This is a genomic window from Janthinobacterium sp. 78 (assembly GCF_003096775.1).
GTDB classification, from domain to species: Bacteria; Pseudomonadota; Gammaproteobacteria; order Burkholderiales; family Burkholderiaceae_D; genus Janthinobacterium; species Janthinobacterium tructae.
The window spans coordinates 4,907,647-4,928,948 of record NZ_QENT01000001.1 but is presented as its reverse complement, the minus strand read 5'-3'; the positions used below and the strand labels follow the sequence as shown (position 1 = coordinate 4,928,948).

Sequence of the window (21,302 nt, the reverse complement as noted above, 5' to 3'; positions counted from 1 at the left end):
GTGCGCCGCGTGCTCTTGCACGCATGCCAATGGTAGTATTTCAAAATACAACAGCAGGAACACTTATTTCCTCACGGAAAAGCTCTTGTGGGCCAGCTTTACACCAGGAAGCGCGTTTTGAGATTTACCAACAGGGCGGCGCCCTGCTACACTCGCACCATCGCAGCGGTATTGCCTCAAATCATCTTAATCGAGAAATTGTGGGTATCAGTCTGTAAAACGCACAGTTCAGGCGGAATTTTGACAAATTATGGAGAAGCAGGGATATGACCAACGCCGCTGATGATTTCGATGCATTATTCGATGAAGTATCCGCGCAAAGCGCGGCCGCAGCCACGCCGGCGCCTGCCGCAGCGCCCGCAGCCGTGATCGCGGACGACGATTTTGACGCGCTGTTCGATTCGGTGTCGGCCAGCGCCGCCGTGCCGCCAGCGGCCGCGGAAGCGCCAGTCGCCGCCGCGCCGGAAGCGCCACCTGCGACAACGGCAGGCATGCCTGGCGAAGCGGCCGATCCTGTTGACCAGTCCGACAAGCCGATGTTCGAACGCCTGGGCGGCATCGTGCGCCTGCTGCACGATTCGCTGCGCGAACTGGGCTACGACAAGGCGTTGACGGAAGCGTCGTCGCAGATCGTCGACGCACAGGACCGCCTGGAATATGTCGCCACCCTGACGGAACAGGCTGCCAACAAGGTTCTGAATACGCTCGACGAAGGCATGCCGGCGCAAGATGTGTTGTCGAAGAAAGCCAAGGACATGGACAGCCGCTGGACGGCGCTGTTTGATGGCAAGCTGAGCCTGGAAGAGTTCAAGGCCCTGGCCGGCGATTCGCGCCAGTTCGCGCAAGCCGTTGCCGAGGCAACGGAAGCGGAAAAAGCGCGCTTGCTGGAAATCATGATGGCGCAGGACTTCCAGGACATCACGGGCCAGCTGATCAAAAAAGTGGTCAACATCACCAAGACGGTGGAAAACGAATTGGCTCAGCTGCTGCGCGACAACGCGCCGGCCGAGGTGCGCGAAAAACTGGCGCAAAAGCCGGTGCCGCTGATGCAGGGCCCATCCGTGCCGTCGGTGGCACTGGACCAGGATAATGTAGACGACCTTCTTGCGGATTTGGGATTCTAATGGACGATATGCTCAAGGATTTCGTCGTTGAGGCGATGGATCTTGCGGTTAATGTTGAAGAGCACTTATTGCGCCTCGAGCGTGATCCTGACAACAAGGAAACACTGAATGCCGTGTTTCGTTCCTTCCACACCATCAAGGGTGGCGCCGGCTTCATGGGCCTGCCTGCACTGGTGGCGGCCTGCCATCTGACGGAAAATCTGTTCGACGCCCTGCGCACGGGCGCCGCGCCGGTGACCCCGATCGCCATCGAGGCGGCGCTGCAAGCGTCCGGTTTCGTCGCCGACCAGCTGACGGAACTGGCCAACGGTGCCGCGCCGGAAGCCTTGCCGGCCATGCCGGAAGAGCTGGAACACATTCTGACGAACGCCATCGAAGGCAAGGGCATGGACGCACACGCACCGGCCGCTGCCGTGGTAGCGGAAGTCGCCGTGGTGGTTGCCGAGGTGGTCGTGGCGGCGCCAGCCGCCGCTGTTTCCACCGCCAGCGCCGATGGCCTCGACTGGGAAGGCATGTACAACGCCGTCGTGCCGGCGGGCAGCCAGATCGCTGCCGCAGCGGCCTCCGCCGTCGCCGCTGTGCCTGCCGTCGTGGCCGCCGCGCCTGCCGCTGCTGCTGCCGCCAAGCCGGCTGGCAAGGCCTGGGATGGCGCGGAACGCCGCGAAGATCGTCCGGAAGTGCGCCATGCCGCGCCCGTCAAGGAAGACAGCATCCGCGTCGACGCCGTCAAGCTCGACGCGCTGCTGGAAGTGGCCGGCGAATCCGTGCAGGCTGCCAACCAGGCTGCCGTGCTGCTTGAGCGCTTGCTGCAATTCAAATTCGAAGGCCAGGCCGCCACCCTGATGGCGACCCTGGCGGAAACCCTGGAACGCGCGTCTCGCTACTCGACGGAACTGCAGCGGGCCACCTTGGCCACGCGCATGCAGCCCGTGGGCCGATTGTTCCAGAAATTCCCGCGCCTGGTGCGCGAACTGGCGAAAGACCTGGGCAAGGATGTCGAGCTGACCATCGAGGGCGCTGAAACGGAAGTCGACCGCGTGGTGGTCGACAGCCTGTACGATCCGCTGGTGCACATGCTGCGCAATTCGCTCGACCATGGCGTCGAATCGCCGGAAGCGCGCCTGGCCGCCGGCAAGCCCGCCAAATCGTATATTTCGCTCAAGGCCTGGCAGGAAGCGAACAGTGTCATGATCGTGCTGCAGGATGATGGCAAGGGCATGGACCCGGCCTTCCTGCGCAGCAAGGCCCTGCAAAAAGGCTTGATCAGCGAAAACGCGCAATTGAGCAACGACGAATGCTTCCAGCTGGTGTTCCTGCCGGGCTTCTCGACCAAGGAAGTGGCGTCCAGCGTCTCCGGGCGCGGCGTGGGCATGGATGTGGTCAGGACGGCCGTGGAAAAGAACCGCGGCGCCATCCACATCGAGTCGACGCTGGGCAAGGGCACCAAGTTCGCCATCCGCCTGCCGATCGAGCTGTCCATCGTGCCGACCATGCTGGTGTCCACCTCGGGCGCCGCGCTGGCGCTGCCGATGGCGGTGGTGCAGCGCGTCGTCGAATTGCCGGAAACCTTCATGGAAGTGGGCGGCGCGCCCGTGCTGAAAGACCAGGGCCGTCCATTGCCCGTGCGTTCGCTGGCCGGTGCCCTGGGCTACGAAGCGTGCAGCGAACGCGTGGGCATTGTTGTCGCTGCGCCACAGCCGTACATTCTCGCCGTGGCAGCCGTCGACGGTACGGCCGACCTGGTGATCAAGCCGATGACGGCCATCACCGTGGAAGGCATTACCGGTACCGCCCGCTCGGCCGAAGGCGAGCTGGTGCTGGTCGTGGGCCTATCGTTCCTGATGGATGGTTGCAGGGGAAGTGTGCGCCTGGCCGCATGATTGCACCTGACAAAACCTATTGCGCGTCGGTATAGGCGGCCTGCGATGCTCACCGTACTAGAGTACGGTTGCGCTTCTTAGCCACCTCTCCCTTCCGCTCGCTACGGTTTTCTCAGGCGCCGTAAGTATCGCTGTATTCATTGGAAAGCCCACTATGCGTAGTGGGCTTTTTTCATTGTGTCATCAAGCGCCGCCGGGGCGTAAACTACCGCCTTCCAGCCAGCGCTGCACGCGCACGATTTCCTGCGCGCGGCCCGCCTCATCCTTTGGTGGCGGCAGGTAGATGTCGGGCATGATGCCGCCCAGGTCCACCTGCAGCTGTGGCAAACGGGCCGAGCGCGAGGTGGCGTATTCCAGCTGGCGCACGCCGGAAGGCAGGGCGTGCAGGCGCAGGTTGGAATAGTCGAGTGCGCCTTCGCTGTTGCGGCCGATCAATTTGACGTGAAAACTTTGCCGCGCCGCCAGCAGGAATTCTTCGCAGGAGCTGGCGCAATCGCGGTCCACCAGCACGGCTACGCGCGCGGGCCGGCGCGGCTCCGGCGTGCTCACGCGGGTATAGCTGATGAAATCGCCACTTTCCTGCGGCACATATTCGCCCGGCTTGACCGTACGCATCTGTGACACGGCCTCGGCCGCAAAGTCGACGCAGGCCTGGTCGCCGGGCGAGAGCAGCGCGCAGACTTTTTCCTGGCCCTCGATATTGGCCGGCGTGGACAGCCATTCGGCGCCCAGGCTGACCATCTCGTCCGAGCTGATCCATTGCAGCAGCGGCGTATACGTGCTGTCGCTGCCGCCGCTGTTGCGGCGCACGTCGAGGATCCAGTTGGGACGTGCCGCCAGTACCGCGCGGTGCGTGTCGAGCAGGGTGGCCACGGCGGCGCGGTAGCGGTCCTGGAAGCTGGGCAGGGTCAGGAGCACAGTCGAGTCTGACAAAATCTGCAGTGCCGGCTCCTTCGACGGTGCGGCCTGGCCCGCTACGCTTGGTTTGGCCGGCGCCGGTTTGGCGATGTCTTGCGCGCTGCCCGGCTTCACGTACAAATGGCTCTTGCGCCACATGCCCAGATAGTTTCCCAGGATCGCGTCGCAAGCCTTGTCTTCGGTCGCGTGGGCGGCGGCCGTGGTGGCCGTGGCCAGCGCCAGGTCGAAATACGCCTGGCCCTTTTGCGCCAGGTGGGCGCGTGCGCCCGTATCGTTTTCCAGCAGGAAGGGGGGGATCGCGCGCAAGTCCTGTACGCAGGTTTCTCCTGGCGCGGCCGCCGCCGCATGGGCCTCGGCCAGGGGCAGGGCGGCCAGGCTCAGGGCGGCCAGCGCCAACAAGTTGAGTTTCATCGAGGTCTCCAGGTGGGGTGGGGCGTGTGCGCCGTCAATATTGTCGAAATACAATACACGAAAGGTTGAGGAAAAAATATCAATTTCTGACGGCGCCGTGACTCGTTCGGCAGCTCGCCTGCGGATGGGGCCTGCATACCGCCAATGTGCCGATATCGGCAATTTCTAGCTCGCATCTAACAATGTGGCCAAACTTTGTATCGCCAATCCCACGCTTTTACCTGTTTCGGTTCTGTGTTGCGCAATATATGGCATAATCCTTGTGGATCACCGTATGACTTGGTATCACTTGATCACTTAAACAGGCTGTGGCAACGCTGCATAAATCATGATGAAGACGCTTTACGACAAACTCTGGGAATCCCACGTTGTTCGGGCCGAAGATGATGGCACGACAATTTTGTATATCGACCGGCACCTGCTGCACGAAGTCACCAGCCCGCAAGCCTTCGATGGTCTCAGCGTGGCGGGCCGCCAGCCGTGGCGCATTTCCGCCAACCTGGCCGTGGCCGACCATAACGTGCCCACCACCAGCCGCATCGACGGCATTGCCGATCCGGTCTCGCGCCTGCAGGTGGAAACGCTGGACAAGAACGCCAAGCATTACGGCTTGACCTACTTCAACATGAACGACAAGCGCCAGGGTATCGTGCACGTGATCGGCCCTGAACAGGGTGCGACTTTGCCCGGCATGACGGTCGTCTGCGGCGACTCGCACACGTCCACGCACGGCGCCTTCGGCGCGCTGGCGCACGGCATCGGCACGTCCGAAGTGGAACACGTGCTGGCCACGCAAACCTTGCTGCAAAAGAAATCCAAATCCATGCTGGTGCAAGTCGACGGCGCCTTGCCGGCCGGCGTGACGGCCAAGGATATCGTGCTGGCCATCATCGGCAAGATCGGCACGGCCGGCGGCACCGGCTACTGTATCGAGTTCGGCGGCTCGGCCATCCGCGCCCTGTCGATGGAAGGACGCATGACGGTGTGCAACATGGCCATCGAGGCGGGCGCGCGCGCCGGCATCATCGGCGTGGACGACACCACCATCAATTACGTCAAGGGCCGTCCGTTTTCGCCGGCCGGTCCGCACTGGGAACGCGCCGTTGCCTACTGGCGCACCCTGCATTCGGACCCGGGCGCCCGCTTCGACCTGGTCGTCACCCTCAACGCGCAAGACATCGTGCCGCAAGTGACCTGGGGCACATCGCCCGAGATGGTGGTCGGTGTCGATGGCCGCGTGCCCGATCCTGACCAGGAAAAAGACAGCGTCAAGCGCGATGCAATGGAAAAGGCGCTGGTCTACATGGCCCTGAAACCGAATACCGCCATCGAAGACATCCGCATCGACAAGGTCTTCATCGGTTCCTGCACCAATTCGCGCATCGAAGACTTGCGCGCGGCGGCCGCCGTGGTGCGCGGCAAGTACCGCGCTTCGAACGTCACCCTGGCGCTGGTGGTGCCCGGTTCCGGCCTCGTCAAGGACCAGGCCGAGCGCGAGGGACTCGACCGCATCTTCAAGGATGCCGGCTTCGAGTGGCGCGAGCCGGGCTGCTCCATGTGCCTGGCCATGAATGCGGACCGCCTGGAGCCGGGCGAACGCTGCGCCTCGACCTCGAACCGCAACTTCGAGGGCCGGCAAGGGCAGGGCGGACGTACCCACCTGGTGTCGCCCGCGATGGCGGCGGCGGCGGGTATCGCCGGCCACTTTGTCGACGTGCGGGCTTTGCGATGAGGGCTGGGACTGGCGCCGCTGGCGTACACTAGCGTTTCCGGTCCCTTACTTACTATCAAGAAATCATCATGAAAAAACTCTTCGCCCTCCTCATCGCCACCGTCATCTTGTCCGGCTGCAACACCGTCTCCGGCATCGGCCGCGATGTGCAGAAAGTCGGCCAGGTCGTCACTGGCGCCGGCGGAAAATAAACCGTGACGTGCCGGCGCCTGGCGCCGCCCGTCCTACCGAGTAGAAACAGCATGGATAAATTTACGATTTACGAAGGCCTGGTCGCCCCGCTGGACCGCGCCAACGTCGACACCGACGCGATTATCCCGAAGCAATTCCTGAAGTCGATCCACCGCAGCGGTTTCGGCCCCAACCTGTTCGACGAATGGCGCTATCTCGACCATGGCGAACCGGGCCAGGACAACAGCCGCCGCCCGCTGAACCCCGAGTTCGTGCTCAACGAGGCGCGCTACCAGGGCGCGTCCATCTTGCTCACGCGCAAGAACTTCGGCTGCGGCTCCTCGCGCGAACACGCGCCGTGGGCGCTCGATCAGTATGGCTTCCGCGCCATCATCGCGCCCTCGTTTGCCGACATCTTCTTCAATAACTGCTACAAGAACGGCTTGCTGCCCATCGTGCTGTCGGAAAGCCAGGTCGAGCACCTGTTCAATGAAGTCAAGGCCTTCCCCGGCTACAAGCTGGTGGTGGACCTGGAACAGCAGTGCGTGCGCACCAGCAATGGTTCCGTCTCGTATCCATTCGAGATCGACGCCTTCCGCAAGTATTGCCTGATGAATGGCCTCGACGATATCGGCCTGACCCTGCGCCATGCCGACGATATCCGCGCCTTCGAAGAGCGTCACTTAAATAGTCAGCCCTGGCTCGCCAACGTCATCTAATCGATAAAAATATGAAAATTGCAATCTTACCCGGCGACGGCATCGGTCCTGAAATCGTCGCGCAAGCCGTCAAGGTGTTGAATGTGCTGGGCGAATCGTTCGAACTGGAAACGGCGCCCGTAGGCGGCGCCGGCTATGCAGCCCATGGCCACCCCTTGCCGGAAGCCACCCTGGCGCTGGCGAAAGCGGCCGATGCCGTGCTGTTCGGCGCCGTGGGCGACTACCAGTACGATAATCTGGAGCGCCAGTTCCGTCCCGAGCAGGCGATTCTGGGCTTGCGCAAGAACCTGGGCCTGTTCGCCAATCTGCGTCCGGCCATTTTGTACCCGGAACTGGCGGGCGCCTCGACGCTGAAGCCGGAAGTGGTTTCCGGCCTGGACATTTTGATCATCCGCGAATTGACGGGCGACATCTATTTCGGCCAGCCGCGCGGCGTGCGCGAGTGCCCGGACGGTCCGTTCAAGGGCCAGCGCGAAGGTTTTGACACCATGCGCTATGCGGAAGGCGAAATCCGCCGCATCGCCCACGTGGCTTTCCAGGCGGCGCAAAAGCGCGACAAGCGTTTGACCAGCGTGGACAAGGCGAACGTGCTGGAAACCTTCCAGTTCTGGAAAGACATCGTCATCGACGTGCACAAGGAATACCCGGATGTGGCGCTCGATCATATGTATGTCGATAACGCGGCCATGCAACTGGTGCGGGCGCCGAAGAAATTCGACGTCATGGTGACCGGCAACATGTTCGGCGACATCTTGTCGGACGCGGCCGCCATGCTGACGGGCTCGATCGGCATGCTGCCGTCCGCTTCGCTGGACGCCAACAACAAGGGTTTGTACGAGCCGTCGCACGGCTCGGCGCCCGATATCGCGGGCAAGGGCATCGCCAATCCGCTGGCGACGATTTTGTCGGCCGCCATGATGCTGCGCTATTCGCTGAACCGCGAAGAGCAGGCAAACCGCATCGAGGCTGCTGTCAAGAAAGTATTGGCGCAGGGCTTGCGCACGGCCGATATCCATGAAGCGGGCACCACCTTGGTGGGTACCGAGGCGATGGGTGATGCAGTTGTAAAAGCACTGGGATAAAATAGTCTAATGACGGCAGTCGCCGTCTCATCTTGAGGAATGGTAATGAAATTAGTTGGCTTGGTAGGTTGGCGCGGTATGGTCGGTTCGGTCCTGATGCAACGCATGCAGGAAGAGGGCGATTTCGCCCATATCGAACCGGTATTTTTCACCACCTCGAACACGGGCGGCGCCGCGCCGGCCATGGCGAAGAATGAAACCATCCTCAAGGATGCCAACAACATCGCCGAACTGTCCAAGTGCGACATCATCATTTCCTGCCAGGGCGGCGACTACACCAGCGCCGTCTTCCCGCAGCTGCGCGCCAGCGGCTGGAATGGCTACTGGATCGATGCGGCTTCGACCTTGCGCATGGAAAAAGACGCCGTCATCGTGCTCGATCCCGTCAACCTGCACGTCATCAAGGATGCGCTGGGCAAGGGCGTCAAGAATTACATCGGTGGCAATTGCACCGTTTCCTGCATGATGATGGGCCTGGGCGGCCTGTTCCAGCACGACCTGATCGACTGGATGACGTCGATGACGTACCAGGCGGCATCGGGCGGCGGCGCGCAGCACATGCGCGAACTGCTGACGCAATTTGGCACCATCAACAGCTCCGTCAAGGCGCTGCTGGAAAACCCCGCTTCCGCCATCCTGGAAATCGACCGCCAGGTGCTGGCCACCCAGCACGGCTATTCGCCGGATGAAATCAAGCAATTCGGCGCGCCGCTGGCTGGCAACCTGATTCCGTGGATCGACAAGGATCTGGGCAACGGCCAGTCGAAGGAAGAGTGGAAAGCGGGCGCGGAAACGAACAAGATCCTCGGCCGCGGCATCGACTTTGGCACCAGGGAAATCCCTGTCGACGGCCTGTGCGTGCGCATCGGCGCCATGCGCTGCCATTCGCAAGCGCTGACCATCAAGCTGAAAAAAGACGTGCCGCTCGATGAAATCAACGACATCATCGCCAGCAACAATCAATGGGTCAAGCTGGTCCCGAACACGCGCGAAGCGTCTGTGCGCGACCTGTCGCCGGCAGCCGTCACGGGCAGCCTGACGATTCCTGTGGGCCGCGTGCGCAAGATGAGCATGGGCGGCGAATACCTGTCCGCCTTCACCGTGGGCGACCAATTGCTGTGGGGCGCGGCCGAGCCGCTGCGCCGCATGCTGCGCATTTTGCTGGACGCGTAAGCACCACAAATTGCTGATCAAGATCAAGCCGGGGCTGTTTCCCCGGCTTTTTTTTCGTCCTGAGCCCGTCAAGGCTCAACCATGCGGAGCTTGCATAGCTCTGGGCATGATGATATGTTGATACCTCTGGAAAAGTAACAGTTTTCCCATGTCAACTAAGATGCCGCCAACTATGCCTGTACATACTCGTCCCCGGGTCGCCTCCCTTGCCATTAAAACACTCAGCAGCGCTGTCGCCTGTGCGGTGTTATTGTCACCGGCGGTATCCGCAGCCGAGCTGGGCAAGATTACCGTGCTGTCCGCTGCCGGCCAGCCGCTGCGCGCCGAGGTCGAATTGTCGGCCGTCAAGCCAGGCGAGGCAAGCAGCCTGCTGGCCAAGCTGGCGCCGCCGGACGCGTATCGCCAGGCCAACGTGGAATTCAATCCGGCCCTGAACGCGTTGACGTTTGCCGTGGAAAACCGCAACGGCAAGTCCTTCATCCGTATCAGCTCGGCGCAAGCGGTGGCCGAACCGATGGTGGATTTGCTGCTGGAACTGAGCAGCAAGAGCGGGCGCCAGGTACGCGAATATGCGTTCGTGCTCGACACACCCGAAGCGCGCCAGACGCGCGGCGCGCAAGTGACGGCCCCGGCCGAACCGGGCCGGGCCGGGCGCAATGTGGAGCCGACGGCGGCGCAAGAGTCACGCAAGAAGCCGGCTGGCGAATACAAGGTCAAGGCGGGCGACACCCTGAGCCGCATCGCCAGCGAACTGAAACCATCGGGCGTGTCGCTCGACATGATGCTCGTCGCCCTGTATCGCGCCAATCCCGATGCCTTCAGGGGCGAGAACATGAACCGCATGCAGGCCGGGCGCATCCTGGCCGTACCGGGCGCGGACGCCGTGCGCGCCACCGACGCGGCCGAAGCGAAGGGCGTCGTGACGGCGCACGCCATCGATTTCGAAGCCTACCGCAACAAGCTGGCGGGGCAGGTATCGCAAAGCAAGCCGGCCAAGGCGGCGCAGCCGACGCAAAGCACGGCTGGCAAGATCGGCGCGACCAAGGTGCAGGAAAAACCGACGGCCGTGAGCGAATCGCAAGACAAGCTGAAACTGTCGAAGGCGGAGCCGGCGGCCAAGTCGGCCGGCAAGAGCGCCGTCGCCAGCGAGGAAGACAAGATCGCCAAGGCGAAGCAGGTCGATGAAGCGGCCGCGCGTGTCAAGGAGCTGGAAAAGAACGTCAGCGACCTGGAAAAGTTGATGGCGGTCAAGAGCAAGGCCATGGCCGACAAGAGCGCGCCGGCACCCGCCAAACCGGCCGAGGCCGCTGCCAGCGCGGCGGCCAGCGTACCTGCCAGTGCGGCGGCCAGCGCCATCGCCAGCGCACCAGCCGAAGCCCTGCCTCCCGTACCGAAGGCGAAACCGGTGCCGCTGGTGAAAAAACCATCGCCGCTGGAACCGACCATCACCGACAAGATCAATGATCACCTGGGTGCCATCGGCATCGGCCTGGCCGCATTGCTGGCCGCCGTGGCTGCGCTGGTGGTCGCGCGTCGCCGCAAGGAGGCGCCGCCTGCGCCAGAGAACGTGGCGCCCGTGTTGGAACCGGAAGCGCCGGTGACGTCGCCATCGGGCCTGGCGCCGGAAGACCAGCAGTCCGAAGCGAGCAACCACCTGTTCGGTACGGGCGCCGCTGCAGCCGGCGTGGCTGCTGCAGCGGGCGCCAGCATGCTCGATGCGAATGAGACGGACCCCGTCGCCGAAGCGGACGTGTATATTGCCTACGGCCGCGATGGCCAGGCGGAAGATATCCTCAAGGAAGCCTTGCGCATCCATCCCGAGCGCCATGCGGCCCGCTTGAAGTTGCTGGAAATCTATTCGGCCCGCAGCGATGTGCGCGCGTTTGAAGACCAGGCTAGCGAGCTGTACAGCCTGACGCGTGGCCAGGGCGAAGAGTGGCCGCAGGCGGCCGCGCTGGGCCTGGCGCTCGATCCCACCAATCCCCTGTATGGCGACACGGAAGACGACGCCGTCGTCAGCCTGAGCAAGGGTGCCGGTGACGACTTGCATGGCCAGAGCATGGACTTGCCCGACGATCTGGCTGCGCCCGCAGCGCAGGGCGAGCCGGCCAGCGTTCCCGTCCGCGATACGCGCGCCCCCCTCGATTTTGACCTCGATAGCCTCGATTTCGAGCCCGTTTCCACCAGCGACCCGATCGTCATGCCGGGGCCGGACAGCAAGCCGCAGTCCACTCCGCAAGAGGCGCAGTATGACGCCAGCATGGATTTCGGCCTCGACCTGGAGCCGCCAGCCGGCCCCGTGAATGGCCTGGGCGCCGGTTTGACGCCTTTGCCTGACCCGTTGAAAGACGTGGACCTGGCCCATTTCGACCTCGACGAGCCGGTGGCGCCTGCTGCCGCGCCGGTGGCGGCGGCCGAGCCGTCCATCGACAGCCTGTTTGACGATGCGCAAACGCCAGCGACCTTGCCGGAAGCCATACCGCCCGCGCAAGAATTCGACCTGTCCGGCATCGACCTGGACCTCAACGATGGCAAGACGGCCAGCGTGGGCGTGGATGACCCGTTGTCGGCCATCCACATGGAAATGGATACCAAGCTGGACCTGGCGATCGCTTACCAGGAAATCGGCGACAAGGAAGGCGCGCGCGAGCTGATCGATGAGGTCATCAAAGGCGGTAGCGAAGAGCAGGTTGCGAAGGCGAACACAATGAAGGCACTCCTCAGCTAGCAATGCCCGCCGGTGCGGCAGGCTGCCGCGCCGGTATAATGCTTGGATGCAAAATATTACGACAGCAACCCCATTCAAGCGTATCGTCCTCGGCCTGCAGTACGACGGCACGGCCTGGCATGGATACCAGAAACAGGAAGATGGGCAGACGGTGCAGGACCAGCTGGAAAACGCGCTGGAGCAGTTTGCCCGCGTGCGCCTGGCCACCACCTGCGCCGGCCGCACGGACACGGGCGTGCATGCGCTCGAGCAAGTGGTGCATTTCGATACGGAATTGAACCGCGACGTGCACTCGTGGGTGCGCGGCGTCAACGCCTTCCTGCCGAAATCCATCGCCGTGCGCTGGGCCAAGGAACTCGAAGGCGACCCCACCGTCAACGATTTCTTCCACGCCCGCTTCAGCGCCCGCGCGCGTACCTATCATTATGTGTTGTACAACAACGCCACCCGTTCGCCGCTGGTGGAAGGACGCGCCGGCTTCTTTTTCCGTCCGCTGGATGTGGAACTGATGCGCCAGGCCGTGCAGCCGCTGCTGGGCTGGCACGACTTCACGGCCTTCCGCGCCGCGCAATGCCAGGCCAAGTCGCCCGTCAAGCTGATGCACGACATCCGCATCGAGCGGCGCGGCGATTGCGTCATTTTTACCATCACGGCCAATGCCTTTTTACACCACATGGTGCGCAACCTGGTCGGCTCGCTCGTCTACATCGGCACGGGGCGCGAAAAGCCGGAATGGCTCGGACATTTGCTGGAAAGTAAGGATCGCCATGCGGCCGCGCCCACCTTCATGCCGGACGGCTTGTACCTGGCGCAGATCGATTACGATCCCAAGTGGGAGTTGCCGCAAGACAGTAGCAGCGCCTTGCCCTGGTTTTGATCTGCATCAATAAAGGAATAACATGCCACGCACACGCATCAAGATCTGCGGCCTGACCCGCGTTGAAGACATCCAGGCCGTCGTGGCGGCGGGCGCCGACGCCATCGGCTTCGTGTTTTATCCGAAAAGCCCCCGCTATGTGACGCCCGGGCAGGCGGCGGCCCTGATCGCCGCCATGCCGCCCTACGTGACGACGGTGGGCCTGTTCGTCAACGCCACCGTGGAAGAGGTGCGGGCCACCAGGGCCGTGGCGCCGTTATCTCTGCTGCAATTTCATGGCGACGAGACGCCGGAACACAGCGCTGCGCTGGCCGGCGCCGTCAATACGCCGTTTACACAAGTGTTCCGCGTCAAACCTGACACCTCCCGTGAAGATTTGCTAGAATACGAACAGCGCTATCGCGCCGCCAGTCCCCTGTTTGCCAGCCTTTTGCTGGATACCTATGTGGATGCGTATGGCGGTGCAGGAAAGGTATTCGATTGGTCCCTCATTCCAGAAGAACTCGCGCCTCGGGTCGTTTTAAGTGGTGGCTTGAGCGTACAAAACGCGACTGACGCAGTGGTGCGCGTGCGCCCTTACGCCGTCGACATCAGCAGTGGTGTCGAAGCGTCCAAGGGCATCAAGGACGCGTCCCGTGTCCGCGCGTTTATCGCCGCGGTGCAGGATGCCGATGCCATCATTGCCAGAGGAAACCACCATGAATGACCACACCACAGCGCCCGGCGCTGCCGCCGCATTGTTCCACGCCACCGATTACCCGTTTCCTGACCTGCGCGGCCACTTCGGCCCGTACGGCGGCGCGTTTGTTGCCGAAACCCTCACGCATGCGCTGGCCGAGCTGAAAGATGCCTACGCCCGCTATAGCGTCGATCCGGAATTCCTCGAAGAGTTCCGCTACGAGCTGAAACATTTCGTCGGCCGTCCATCGCCCATCTACCACGCCAAGCGCTGGTCCGAGATGGCCGGTGGCGCACAAATCTATTTCAAGCGCGAAGACTTGAACCACACGGGCGCGCACAAGATCAACAACGTGATCGGCCAGGCCTTGCTCGCCAAGCGCATGGGCAAGCCGCGCATCATCGCCGAGACGGGCGCGGGCCAGCACGGCGTGGCCACGGCCACCATCTGTGCCCGCTTCGGCCTCGAATGCGTGGTCTACATGGGGAGCGAAGACGTCAAGCGCCAGGCGCAGAACGTGTACCGCATGAAATTGCTGGGCGCCACCGTCGTGCCGGTCGAATCGGGCTCCAAGACCTTGAAAGATGCGCTGAACGAAGCCATGCGCGACTGGGTTACCAATATCGAAAACACTTTTTATATCATCGGCACCGTGGCCGGACCCCATCCTTACCCGATGATGGTGCGCGACTTCCAGTCCGTCATCGGCGAAGAGTGTCTGGTGCAGATGCCGGAAATGACGGGCCGCCAGCCCGACTATGTGGTGGCGTGCATCGGCGGCGGCTCGAACGCCATGGGCATCTTTTACCCGTATATCGACCAGAAGGATGTGAAACTGATCGGCGTGGAAGCGGCTGGCGAAGGATTGAATACGGGCAAGCACTCGGCTTCGCTGGCGGCCGGTTTCCCGGGCGTGCTGCATGGCAACCGCACCTATCTGCTGCAGGATGAAAACGGTCAGATCATCGAGACGCATTCCGTCTCGGCCGGCCTCGACTATCCCGGCGTGGGTCCGGAACATGCGTGGCTGAAAGACCTGGGCCGCGCGCAATACGTGTCCATCACGGATGACGAGGCGCTGCAGGCCTTCCACGACTGCTGCCATATCGAAGGCATCATCCCGGCCCTGGAATCGTCGCACGCGCTGGCCTACGCGGCCAAGCTGGCGGCCACCTTGCCGAAAGACCAGATCGTGCTGGCCAACCTGTCGGGCCGTGGCGACAAGGACATGCATACCGTGGCGGAGCGCATGGGACTCAATTTCTCCTGAGACCCCAATAACGGCTGGGGTCGGACCCTCAGGGTCCGACCCCGGTCTTTGCTCCTGGGTTGAAATTATTTCCTCTATCCATCACCACGAAAGATATCCATGTCCCGTATCGCCACCACCTTTGCCACTTTAAAATCCAACAACAAGACCGGCCTGGTCACCTTCATCACCGCCGGCGACCCCGGCCCTGACGCCACCGTGCCGCTGATGCACGCGCTCGTCGAGGGCGGCGCCGACATACTGGAACTGGGCGTGCCGTTTTCCGATCCCATGGCCGAAGGCCCCGTCATCCAGCGCGCCTGCGAACGGGCCTTGAAATTCAACGTCGGCATCCACGATGTGTTCGGCTATGTGCGCCAGTTCCGCGTAACGAACCAGACGACGCCCGTAGTACTGATGGGCTACGCCAATCCCATCGAGCGCATCGGCAGCGCCGCTTTTATTGCGGCAGCGCAAGCGGCCGGCGCCGATGGCGCCATCGTCGTCGACTATCCGCCGGAAGAGTGCGAGGAGTTTGGGGCCGCCATGCGCGAAGCGGGCCTCGACCTGATCTTCCTGCTGGCGCCCACTTCGACCGAAGAGCGCATCGCGCAAGTGGCCAAGGTTGGCGGCGGCTTCAGCTATTATGTGTCGCTCAAGGGTGTCACGGGTGCGGGTAACATTGATACGGAACAGGTGGCGGAACGTCTCGCGGCGATCCGCCAGCATGTAAAATTACCTATCGGCGTGGGCTTTGGCATCCGCGATGGCGCCACGGCCAAGGCCGTTGCCAAGGTGGCCGATGCCGTCGTGATCGGCAGCCGCATCATCCAGGAGATAGAAAATGCGCCGGAAGGCGGCGCTGTGGACGCCGTGCGCAGCTTTACGGCAGGCATCCGCGCCGCCCTGGATGCCTGAGCAAGCTTGCCGTTTACGCAAGATGCGTTGACGGCAAAGTTCGACAGCCCGGCGATAAACGGCTACACTTCGGCCACTGATTTGCCTGTTATTGTGCAATAGATAAAATTTTTGGTGGCGCCCTGCGGGGCGTCGCCGTTTACCGTCTGCCGGGGGCGTCCACCGACGCTACCCCTACAAGGGCCCAAGGAGAAAATATGAGTTGGTTGGAAAAACTGCTGCCACCGCGCATCCAGCGTTCTGATGCCGCCGCACGCAAGACCATGCCGGAAGGCCTGTGGGTCAAGTGCCCGTCGTGCGAAGCCGTGCTGTACCGTACTGACCTGGAATCGAATTTGCACGTGTGCCCGAAATGCGATCACCACATGCGCATCCGCGCGCGTGAACGCCTCGACAGCCTGCTCGACGCGGGCGGCCGCTATGAAATCGGCCAGGAAATCCTGCCTGTCGACACCCTGAAGTTCAAGGACAGCAAGAAATACCCGGACCGCCTGAAGTCCGCCATGGAAGCGACGGGCGAGACGGATGCGATGGTCGTCATGGGCGGCGCCATCATGAGCTTGCCAGTTGTCGTGGCGTGCTTCGAATTCGAATTCATGGGCGGCTCCATGGGTTCCGTCGTGGGCGAGCGCTTCGTGCGCGGCGCGCAAATCGCGCTGGAACAGAAAGTGCCGTTCATTTGCATCACCGCCACCGGTGGCGCACGCATGCAGGAAGGCTTGCTGTCGCTGATGCAGATGGCGAAAACCACGGCCATGCTGACCAAGCTGTCGGAAAAGAAATTGCCATTCATCAGCGTGCTGACCGACCCGACCATGGGCGGTGTGTCCGCCTCGTTCGCCTTCATGGGTGACGTCGTGATCGCCGAGCCGAAAGCGCTGATCGGCTTTGCCGGCCCGCGCGTGATTGAAAACACCGTGCGCGAAAAACTGCCGGAAGGTTTCCAGCGCGCCGAGTTCCTCGTCACCAAGGGCGCCGTCGACATGATCGTCGACCGCCGCAAGATGCGCGAAGAAATCGCGCGTTTGCTGGCTTTGTTGCAAAACCAGGCGGTTGAAGTGTTGGCGTAACTGTATTGAATGGAATAATGTCCATTTGCACGAACCCATGAACTGCTGGGGTCGGACCCTGAGGGTCCGACCCCAGATGTTGTTTAGGGTTATCTGTTTTTCTGCCTCGCGCATCCTTATATCTAGAAGTCTCCCATGCAAAACCTCCCTACGTCATTGCCAGACTGGCTCGCCATGCTGGAAACCCGCCATTCGGAAACCCAGATCAACATGGGCCTGGATCGCGTGCAAGCCGTCAAGGCGCGCATGCAACTGGCGTTTACTTGCCCCGTGATCATGGTGGCGGGCACGAATGGCAAGGGGTCCACCTGCGCCATGCTGGAATCCGTGCTGTTGCGTGCCGGCTACAAAGTGGGGCTGTACATCAAGCCGCACTTTCTCGATTTCAATGAGCGCGCGCGTGTGCAGGGCGAGCTGGCCAGCGACGAGCAGCTCGTTGCCAGCTTCAATGCCGTCGAAGCCGTGCGCGGCGACACGCCGCTGACGTATTTCGAATTCACCACCCTGGCCATCCTGCATCTGTTGTCGCAATCGACGCTGGACGTGGCCATCCTGGAAGTGGGCCTGGGCGGGCGCCTCGATGCCGTCAACGTGATCGACGCCGATGTGGCCATCGTCACCAGCGTCGACATCGACCACACGGATTACCTGGGCGACACGCGTGAAGCGATCGGCTTTGAAAAGGCCGGCATCTTCCGTGCGGGCAAGGCGGCCATCTGCAGCGACCCCGTGCCGCCGCAGTCGCTGATCGACCATGCGGCCGCCATCGGCGCCGACCTGTGGCTGATGGGCCGTGATTTCAACTATTCGGGCGACAAGCAGCAGTGGAACTACGGCGGGCGCGAGCAGCGCCGCAATTCGCTGGCCTACCCGAGCTTGCGCGGCGCCAACCAGATCCTGAATGCGACGGCCGTGCTGGCCGCGCTGGAAGTGCTGAGGCTGAAACTGCCCGTGGGCGCGCAGGAAGTGCGCACGGGCCTGGTGACGGTGGAATTGCCGGGCCGCTTCCAGGTCTTGCCGGGCCGCCCCAGCGTGATCCTCGACGTGGCGCACAACCCGCATGCGGCCGCGGCGTTGAACCAGAACCTGGGCAATATGGGGTTTCACCCGTACACCTATGCCGTGTTCGGTTCCATGCACGACAAGGATATCGATGGCGTGCTGGCCGCGATGAGCGAACACGTCGACCACTGGTGCCTGGCGGGCTTGCCTTCGCCGCGCGCGGCCACGGCTTCCGAGCTGGCGGCCAAGGTGCAGATCATGCTGGAAGATAAGCCCGACAGCAGCGAGCATACTGTGTCTATTTTCGATGATCCGGCACAAGCTTTTGCAAATGCAATGAGCCGGGCCGGTGAGAATGATAGAATTGTGGTCTTTGGCTCTTTCCTCACCGTCGCCGGCGTGATGAAGGCCCGAAAATCCTCACTTCACTGAAACGCACTCGACTGAAAATCACGCATGGGCTTGTTCTCGAAACTGTTTAAAAACAAGCAAGAATCCTCTGGCGAAGACAGCGGCTTTTATGTCCCTGGCGAAGCACAGTCGCCGACCCGCAAACGCGCCGCCAACACCTCCGGTGGCGGCGGGTCGCGCCGTGGCGGCAAGGACGCGCCGGACCCGGTCTTGCCTGAAAAAAAGCGCGCCCGCCGCCGCCTGGTCGGTGCCATCGCCCTTGCCCTGGGTGTGGCTGTCGGCTTGCCGATGCTGCTCGATTCCGAGCCGAAAGCGCCTTTCAACGATATCGCCATCGACATTCCATCGAAAGAAAAGGCCGCTGCGCCTGCGCCTGCGCCCGTACCGGCCGTCCCGGCCCAGGCCGCAGCGAATGGCCTGGACCAGTCCGAGGAAATCATCGACGCACCCCTGCCGCCTGCGGCCAGGCCTACGCCGGCACCAGCAGCGGTAGCGGCGCCCGTGCTGGCCGCCGTCCAGCCTGCGCCTGCCAAGCCGGCCTATGTGGAACCGAAACCTGAGCCCAAGCCGGTCAAGGTCGAGCCGAAGCCTGAGCCGAAACACGAAACCAAGCCGGAACCGAAGCATGAGGTCAAGCTGGAATCGAAGCCGGAACCCAAGCATGAGGTAAAACCGGAAGCCAAGCCTGAACCGAAGCCTGCCAAGCCGGCGCAATCGGCCGACGATGCCGCGCGCGCGCTGGCGATTCTGGAAGGCAAGCCGCAAGAGAAAGCACAAGACAAGGCACACGACGCCGGCAGCGGCAAGTTCGTGGTGCAGGTGGCGGCCCTGGCGACGCAGGACAAGGTCGATGAATTGCAGGACAAGCTGCGCGAAGCGGGCATCAAGTCCTATACGCAGAAAGTCTCCAGCCCGGCGGGCGAGCGCATCCGCGTGCGCGTGGGCCCGTTCGGCAGCCGTGAGGACGCCGAAAAGACCCGCGCCAAGCTGCAGAAGCTGGGCCTGGGCGGCAGTCTGGTACCAGCGTGATGTTGCAAGGCTGAACGGACGTGACGATCTTCGATTACCTGGTGCTGTTCGTGCTGGTGACGTCCGTGCTGATCAGCATGATGCGTGGCCTGGTCAAGGAAATACTGTCATTGGTCAGCTGGATCGTGGCGTTCGTCATCGCCAACGCGTATGGCGCCACCCTGGCGAAATTCCTGCCGGAAGCCGTGCCGGGCGAAGCCGTCCGCCTGTTGCTGGCCTTCGTGGTGCTGTTCATCGGCGTGCGCATTTTGATGGGATTGCTGTCCATGACGGTCGACGCACTGGTCAAGGTGACGGGCCTGAGCCTGGCCGACCGCACCCTGGGCAGCCTGTTCGGCGTGGCGCGCGGCCTGGTGATCGTGCTGACCACCGTCATCTTGTGCGGCATGACGTCCATACCGCAGCAGTCATTCTGGAAAAATGCGCTGCTCAGCCCGTTCGCGGAGCAGGGCGCGCGTGCCATCAAGCCTTATCTGCCTGCCGTGTACGCGCAGCATGTGAAATTTTGAATTTTTTTAAAATCAGTAGCACAGTTTAGGAGCACACCATGTGTGGCATCGTCGGCGTCGTTTCCCATCAACCTGTCAATCAATTGCTCTATGATGCATTGTTGCTCTTGCAACATCGCGGTCAGGACGCGGCAGGGATTGCGACCAATCACAGCAGTATGTTTTCCATGCACAAAGCCAATGGCCTCGTGCGTGACGTCTTCCGTACGCGCAACATGCGTTCGCTGCAAGGCACGACGGGCATCGGCCATTGCCGCTACCCGACGGCCGGTTCGTCGAGCGAAGAGGAAGCACAACCGTTTTATGTGAATGCGCCGTTCGGCATCACCCTGGCGCACAATGGCAACCTGACCAACTGGGAACAGTTGAAACAGGAAATGTTCAAAAATGACCGCCGTCACATCAATACCGATTCCGATTCGGAAGTGCTGCTCAACGTGCTGGCGCATGAAATCCAGGAAGCGACAACGGGCCTGAACCTGGACCCGGAAGCCATCTTCAAGGCCATCACCGTGCTGAACCGCCGCGTCAAGGGCGGCTACGCTGCCGTGGCGCAAATCGCCGGCGTGGGCTTGCTGGCCTTCCGCGACCCGCACGGCATCCGTCCGCTGTGCCTGGGCATCAATGAAACGGAGCAAGGCCCCGAATACCTGATCGCCTCCGAATCCGTGGCCCTGGAAGGCATGGGCTTCCGCTTCGTGCGCGACATCGGTCCCGGCGAAGCCGTCTTCATCGATGCCGACAAGAAATTGCACAGCGCTCAGTGCGCCGACAATGCCAGCCTGAATCCGTGCGTCTTCGAATTCGTCTACCTGGCCCGTCCCGACTCCGTCATCGATGGCGCCTCGGTGTACGCCACGCGCCTGAAAATGGGTGAGTACCTGGCTGAAAAGATCCGCGCCGAATTGCCGGACGTGCATATCGACGTGGTCATGCCGATTCCCGATTCCTCGCGTCCTGCCGCCATCCAGCTGGCACTGGCGCTGAACCTGGAATACCGCGAAGGCTTCATCAAGAACCGCTACATCGGCCGTACCTTCATCATGCCGGGCCAGGCGGCGCGCAAGAAATCCGTGCGCCAGAAGCTCAACGCGATCCCATCCGAATTCAAGGATAAAGTCGTGTTGCTGGTCGACGATTCCATCGTGCGCGGCACCACCAGCCGTGAAATCGTGCAGATGGCACGCGAAGCGGGCGCGACGAAGGTCATCTTCGCATCGGCCGCGCCACCGGTGATTTACCCGAACGTGTACGGCATCGACATGCCGACGCGCGATGAGCTGATCGCCTATGGCCGCACGACGGAAGAAGTGTGCCGCGAAATCACGGCCGACTACCTGGTGTACCAGGATATCGGCGCGTTGAAGCAGGCGATTGCCGACGTCAACCCGGCCCTGACGAACTTCGAGGCTTCGTGCTTCGATGGCGTGTACGTGACGGGCGACGTGTCGCAGGAATACCTGGACCGCCTGGAATATGCGCGCCACCATCCGAAGGCGGCAGCGCCGGAAGATACGCCACGTTCCCAGCTGAACCTGAACCTGGCGACGACAGAAGCATAATCACCGCCTTGCCTTTGGGGTCAGACCTGTTGGGTCTGACCCCAGCTTTTGTCTTGGG

The 21,302-nt window shown here is 62.3% G+C and carries 18 protein-coding genes; 17 read left to right on the top strand and 1 reads right to left on the bottom strand.

Annotated features, from left to right (window positions below):
• Positions 1–266: 266 nt before the first annotated feature.
• Together C8C92_RS21700 and C8C92_RS21695 are read left to right on the top strand one after the other, a co-directional pair.
• Positions 267–1,124: a protein phosphatase CheZ gene (locus C8C92_RS21700; RefSeq protein ID WP_116745205.1), complete on the top strand. Its 858-nt coding sequence runs from the start codon at positions 267–269 to the stop codon at positions 1,122–1,124.
• Positions 1,124–3,004, top strand: coding sequence for a chemotaxis protein CheA (locus tag C8C92_RS21695; protein ID WP_116745204.1), 1,881 nt, complete (start codon positions 1,124–1,126; stop codon positions 3,002–3,004). Before C8C92_RS21700 ends, C8C92_RS21695 begins: the two co-directional genes overlap by 1 nt.
• A gap of 183 nt (positions 3,005–3,187) precedes the next feature.
• Here the strand turns inward: C8C92_RS21695 and C8C92_RS21690 are convergent, their stop codons facing one another.
• On the bottom strand, positions 3,188–4,333 hold the full coding sequence (locus C8C92_RS21690; protein WP_116745203.1) for a S41 family peptidase: 1,146 nt from the start codon (positions 4,331–4,333) through the stop codon (positions 3,188–3,190).
• Between the two features lie 328 nt (positions 4,334–4,661).
• Between C8C92_RS21690 and leuC the strand changes: the two genes are divergently transcribed.
• The 15 genes from leuC (at position 4,662) to purF (ending at position 21,244) form a co-directional block, all read left to right on the top strand.
• A complete protein-coding gene (gene leuC / locus C8C92_RS21685; RefSeq protein ID WP_116745202.1) occupies positions 4,662–6,065 on the top strand; it encodes a 3-isopropylmalate dehydratase large subunit in 1,404 nt (467 codons plus the stop codon).
• 68 nt (positions 6,066–6,133) lie between these two features.
• A complete protein-coding gene (locus C8C92_RS21680; protein ID WP_010400408.1) occupies positions 6,134–6,256 on the top strand; it encodes an entericidin A/B family lipoprotein in 123 nt (40 codons plus the stop codon).
• A 51-nt stretch (positions 6,257–6,307) separates the two neighbouring features.
• Positions 6,308–6,955 carry a 3-isopropylmalate dehydratase small subunit gene (gene leuD, locus C8C92_RS21675; protein ID WP_096237214.1) on the top strand — a complete coding sequence of 216 codons (648 nt, stop codon included), beginning with the start codon at positions 6,308–6,310 and terminating at the stop codon, positions 6,953–6,955.
• Between the two features lie 11 nt (positions 6,956–6,966).
• Positions 6,967–8,037, top strand: coding sequence for a 3-isopropylmalate dehydrogenase (gene leuB, locus C8C92_RS21670; protein WP_116745201.1), 1,071 nt, complete (start codon positions 6,967–6,969; stop codon positions 8,035–8,037).
• A gap of 45 nt (positions 8,038–8,082) precedes the next feature.
• Positions 8,083–9,210 (top strand): aspartate-semialdehyde dehydrogenase, encoded by a 1,128-nt coding sequence (gene asd / locus C8C92_RS21665; protein WP_096237210.1) that lies wholly within the window; start codon positions 8,083–8,085, stop codon positions 9,208–9,210.
• Positions 9,211–9,454: 244 nt separating this feature from the next.
• Positions 9,455–11,938, top strand: a complete 2,484-nt coding sequence (locus C8C92_RS21660) for a FimV/HubP family polar landmark protein (protein WP_243420425.1) — start codon at positions 9,455–9,457, stop codon at positions 11,936–11,938.
• A 46-nt stretch (positions 11,939–11,984) separates the two neighbouring features.
• Positions 11,985–12,815: a tRNA pseudouridine(38-40) synthase TruA gene (gene truA / locus C8C92_RS21655; RefSeq protein ID WP_116745200.1), complete on the top strand. Its 831-nt coding sequence runs from the start codon at positions 11,985–11,987 to the stop codon at positions 12,813–12,815.
• Between the two features lie 22 nt (positions 12,816–12,837).
• Positions 12,838–13,521, top strand: coding sequence for a phosphoribosylanthranilate isomerase (locus C8C92_RS21650; protein ID WP_116745199.1), 684 nt, complete (start codon positions 12,838–12,840; stop codon positions 13,519–13,521).
• The gene (gene trpB / locus C8C92_RS21645; RefSeq protein ID WP_116745198.1) at positions 13,514–14,764 is read left to right on the top strand and encodes a tryptophan synthase subunit beta; all 1,251 of its coding nucleotides are present in this window, start codon (positions 13,514–13,516) and stop codon (positions 14,762–14,764) included. The genes C8C92_RS21650 and trpB overlap by 8 nt, the downstream gene beginning before the upstream one ends.
• Before the next feature lie 99 nt (positions 14,765–14,863).
• Complete coding sequence (gene trpA / locus C8C92_RS21640) at positions 14,864–15,661, top strand: tryptophan synthase subunit alpha (protein ID WP_099762852.1); 798 nt, start codon at positions 14,864–14,866, stop codon at positions 15,659–15,661.
• A gap of 197 nt (positions 15,662–15,858) precedes the next feature.
• Positions 15,859–16,731, top strand: coding sequence for an acetyl-CoA carboxylase, carboxyltransferase subunit beta (gene accD, locus C8C92_RS21635; RefSeq protein ID WP_010400390.1), 873 nt, complete (start codon positions 15,859–15,861; stop codon positions 16,729–16,731).
• A gap of 135 nt (positions 16,732–16,866) precedes the next feature.
• Positions 16,867–18,165 (top strand): bifunctional tetrahydrofolate synthase/dihydrofolate synthase, encoded by a 1,299-nt coding sequence (gene folC / locus C8C92_RS21630; RefSeq protein WP_099762853.1) that lies wholly within the window; start codon positions 16,867–16,869, stop codon positions 18,163–18,165.
• 24 nt (positions 18,166–18,189) lie between these two features.
• Entirely contained in the window at positions 18,190–19,173 is a 984-nt protein-coding gene (locus C8C92_RS21625; protein WP_116745197.1) for an SPOR domain-containing protein, read from the top strand.
• A gap of 20 nt (positions 19,174–19,193) precedes the next feature.
• Positions 19,194–19,682 (top strand): CvpA family protein, encoded by a 489-nt coding sequence (locus C8C92_RS21620; RefSeq protein ID WP_099762855.1) that lies wholly within the window; start codon positions 19,194–19,196, stop codon positions 19,680–19,682.
• A gap of 38 nt (positions 19,683–19,720) precedes the next feature.
• Complete coding sequence (purF, locus tag C8C92_RS21615) at positions 19,721–21,244, top strand: amidophosphoribosyltransferase (protein WP_071076105.1); 1,524 nt, start codon at positions 19,721–19,723, stop codon at positions 21,242–21,244.
• Positions 21,245–21,302: the final 58 nt, after the last annotated feature.

Coding starts and splice junctions, on each gene's coding strand:
- leuB (WP_116745201.1), top strand. CDS start 6,967: ATGAAAATTGCAATCTTACCCGGCGACGGCATCGGTCCTGAAATCGTC.
- C8C92_RS21695 (WP_116745204.1), top strand. CDS start 1,124: ATGGACGATATGCTCAAGGATTTCGTCGTTGAGGCGATGGATCTTGCG.
- folC (WP_099762853.1), top strand. CDS start 16,867: ATGCAAAACCTCCCTACGTCATTGCCAGACTGGCTCGCCATGCTGGAA.
- C8C92_RS21700 (WP_116745205.1), top strand. CDS start 267: ATGACCAACGCCGCTGATGATTTCGATGCATTATTCGATGAAGTATCC.
- purF (WP_071076105.1), top strand. CDS start 19,721: ATGTGTGGCATCGTCGGCGTCGTTTCCCATCAACCTGTCAATCAATTG.
- asd (WP_096237210.1), top strand. CDS start 8,083: ATGAAATTAGTTGGCTTGGTAGGTTGGCGCGGTATGGTCGGTTCGGTC.
- truA (WP_116745200.1), top strand. CDS start 11,985: ATGCAAAATATTACGACAGCAACCCCATTCAAGCGTATCGTCCTCGGC.
- C8C92_RS21625 (WP_116745197.1), top strand. CDS start 18,190: ATGGGCTTGTTCTCGAAACTGTTTAAAAACAAGCAAGAATCCTCTGGC.
- leuC (WP_116745202.1), top strand. CDS start 4,662: ATGATGAAGACGCTTTACGACAAACTCTGGGAATCCCACGTTGTTCGG.
- trpB (WP_116745198.1), top strand. CDS start 13,514: ATGAATGACCACACCACAGCGCCCGGCGCTGCCGCCGCATTGTTCCAC.
- leuD (WP_096237214.1), top strand. CDS start 6,308: ATGGATAAATTTACGATTTACGAAGGCCTGGTCGCCCCGCTGGACCGC.
- C8C92_RS21680 (WP_010400408.1), top strand. CDS start 6,134: ATGAAAAAACTCTTCGCCCTCCTCATCGCCACCGTCATCTTGTCCGGC.
- accD (WP_010400390.1), top strand. CDS start 15,859: ATGAGTTGGTTGGAAAAACTGCTGCCACCGCGCATCCAGCGTTCTGAT.
- trpA (WP_099762852.1), top strand. CDS start 14,864: ATGTCCCGTATCGCCACCACCTTTGCCACTTTAAAATCCAACAACAAG.
- C8C92_RS21690 (WP_116745203.1), bottom strand. CDS start 4,333: ATGAAACTCAACTTGTTGGCGCTGGCCGCCCTGAGCCTGGCCGCCCTG.
- C8C92_RS21650 (WP_116745199.1), top strand. CDS start 12,838: ATGCCACGCACACGCATCAAGATCTGCGGCCTGACCCGCGTTGAAGAC.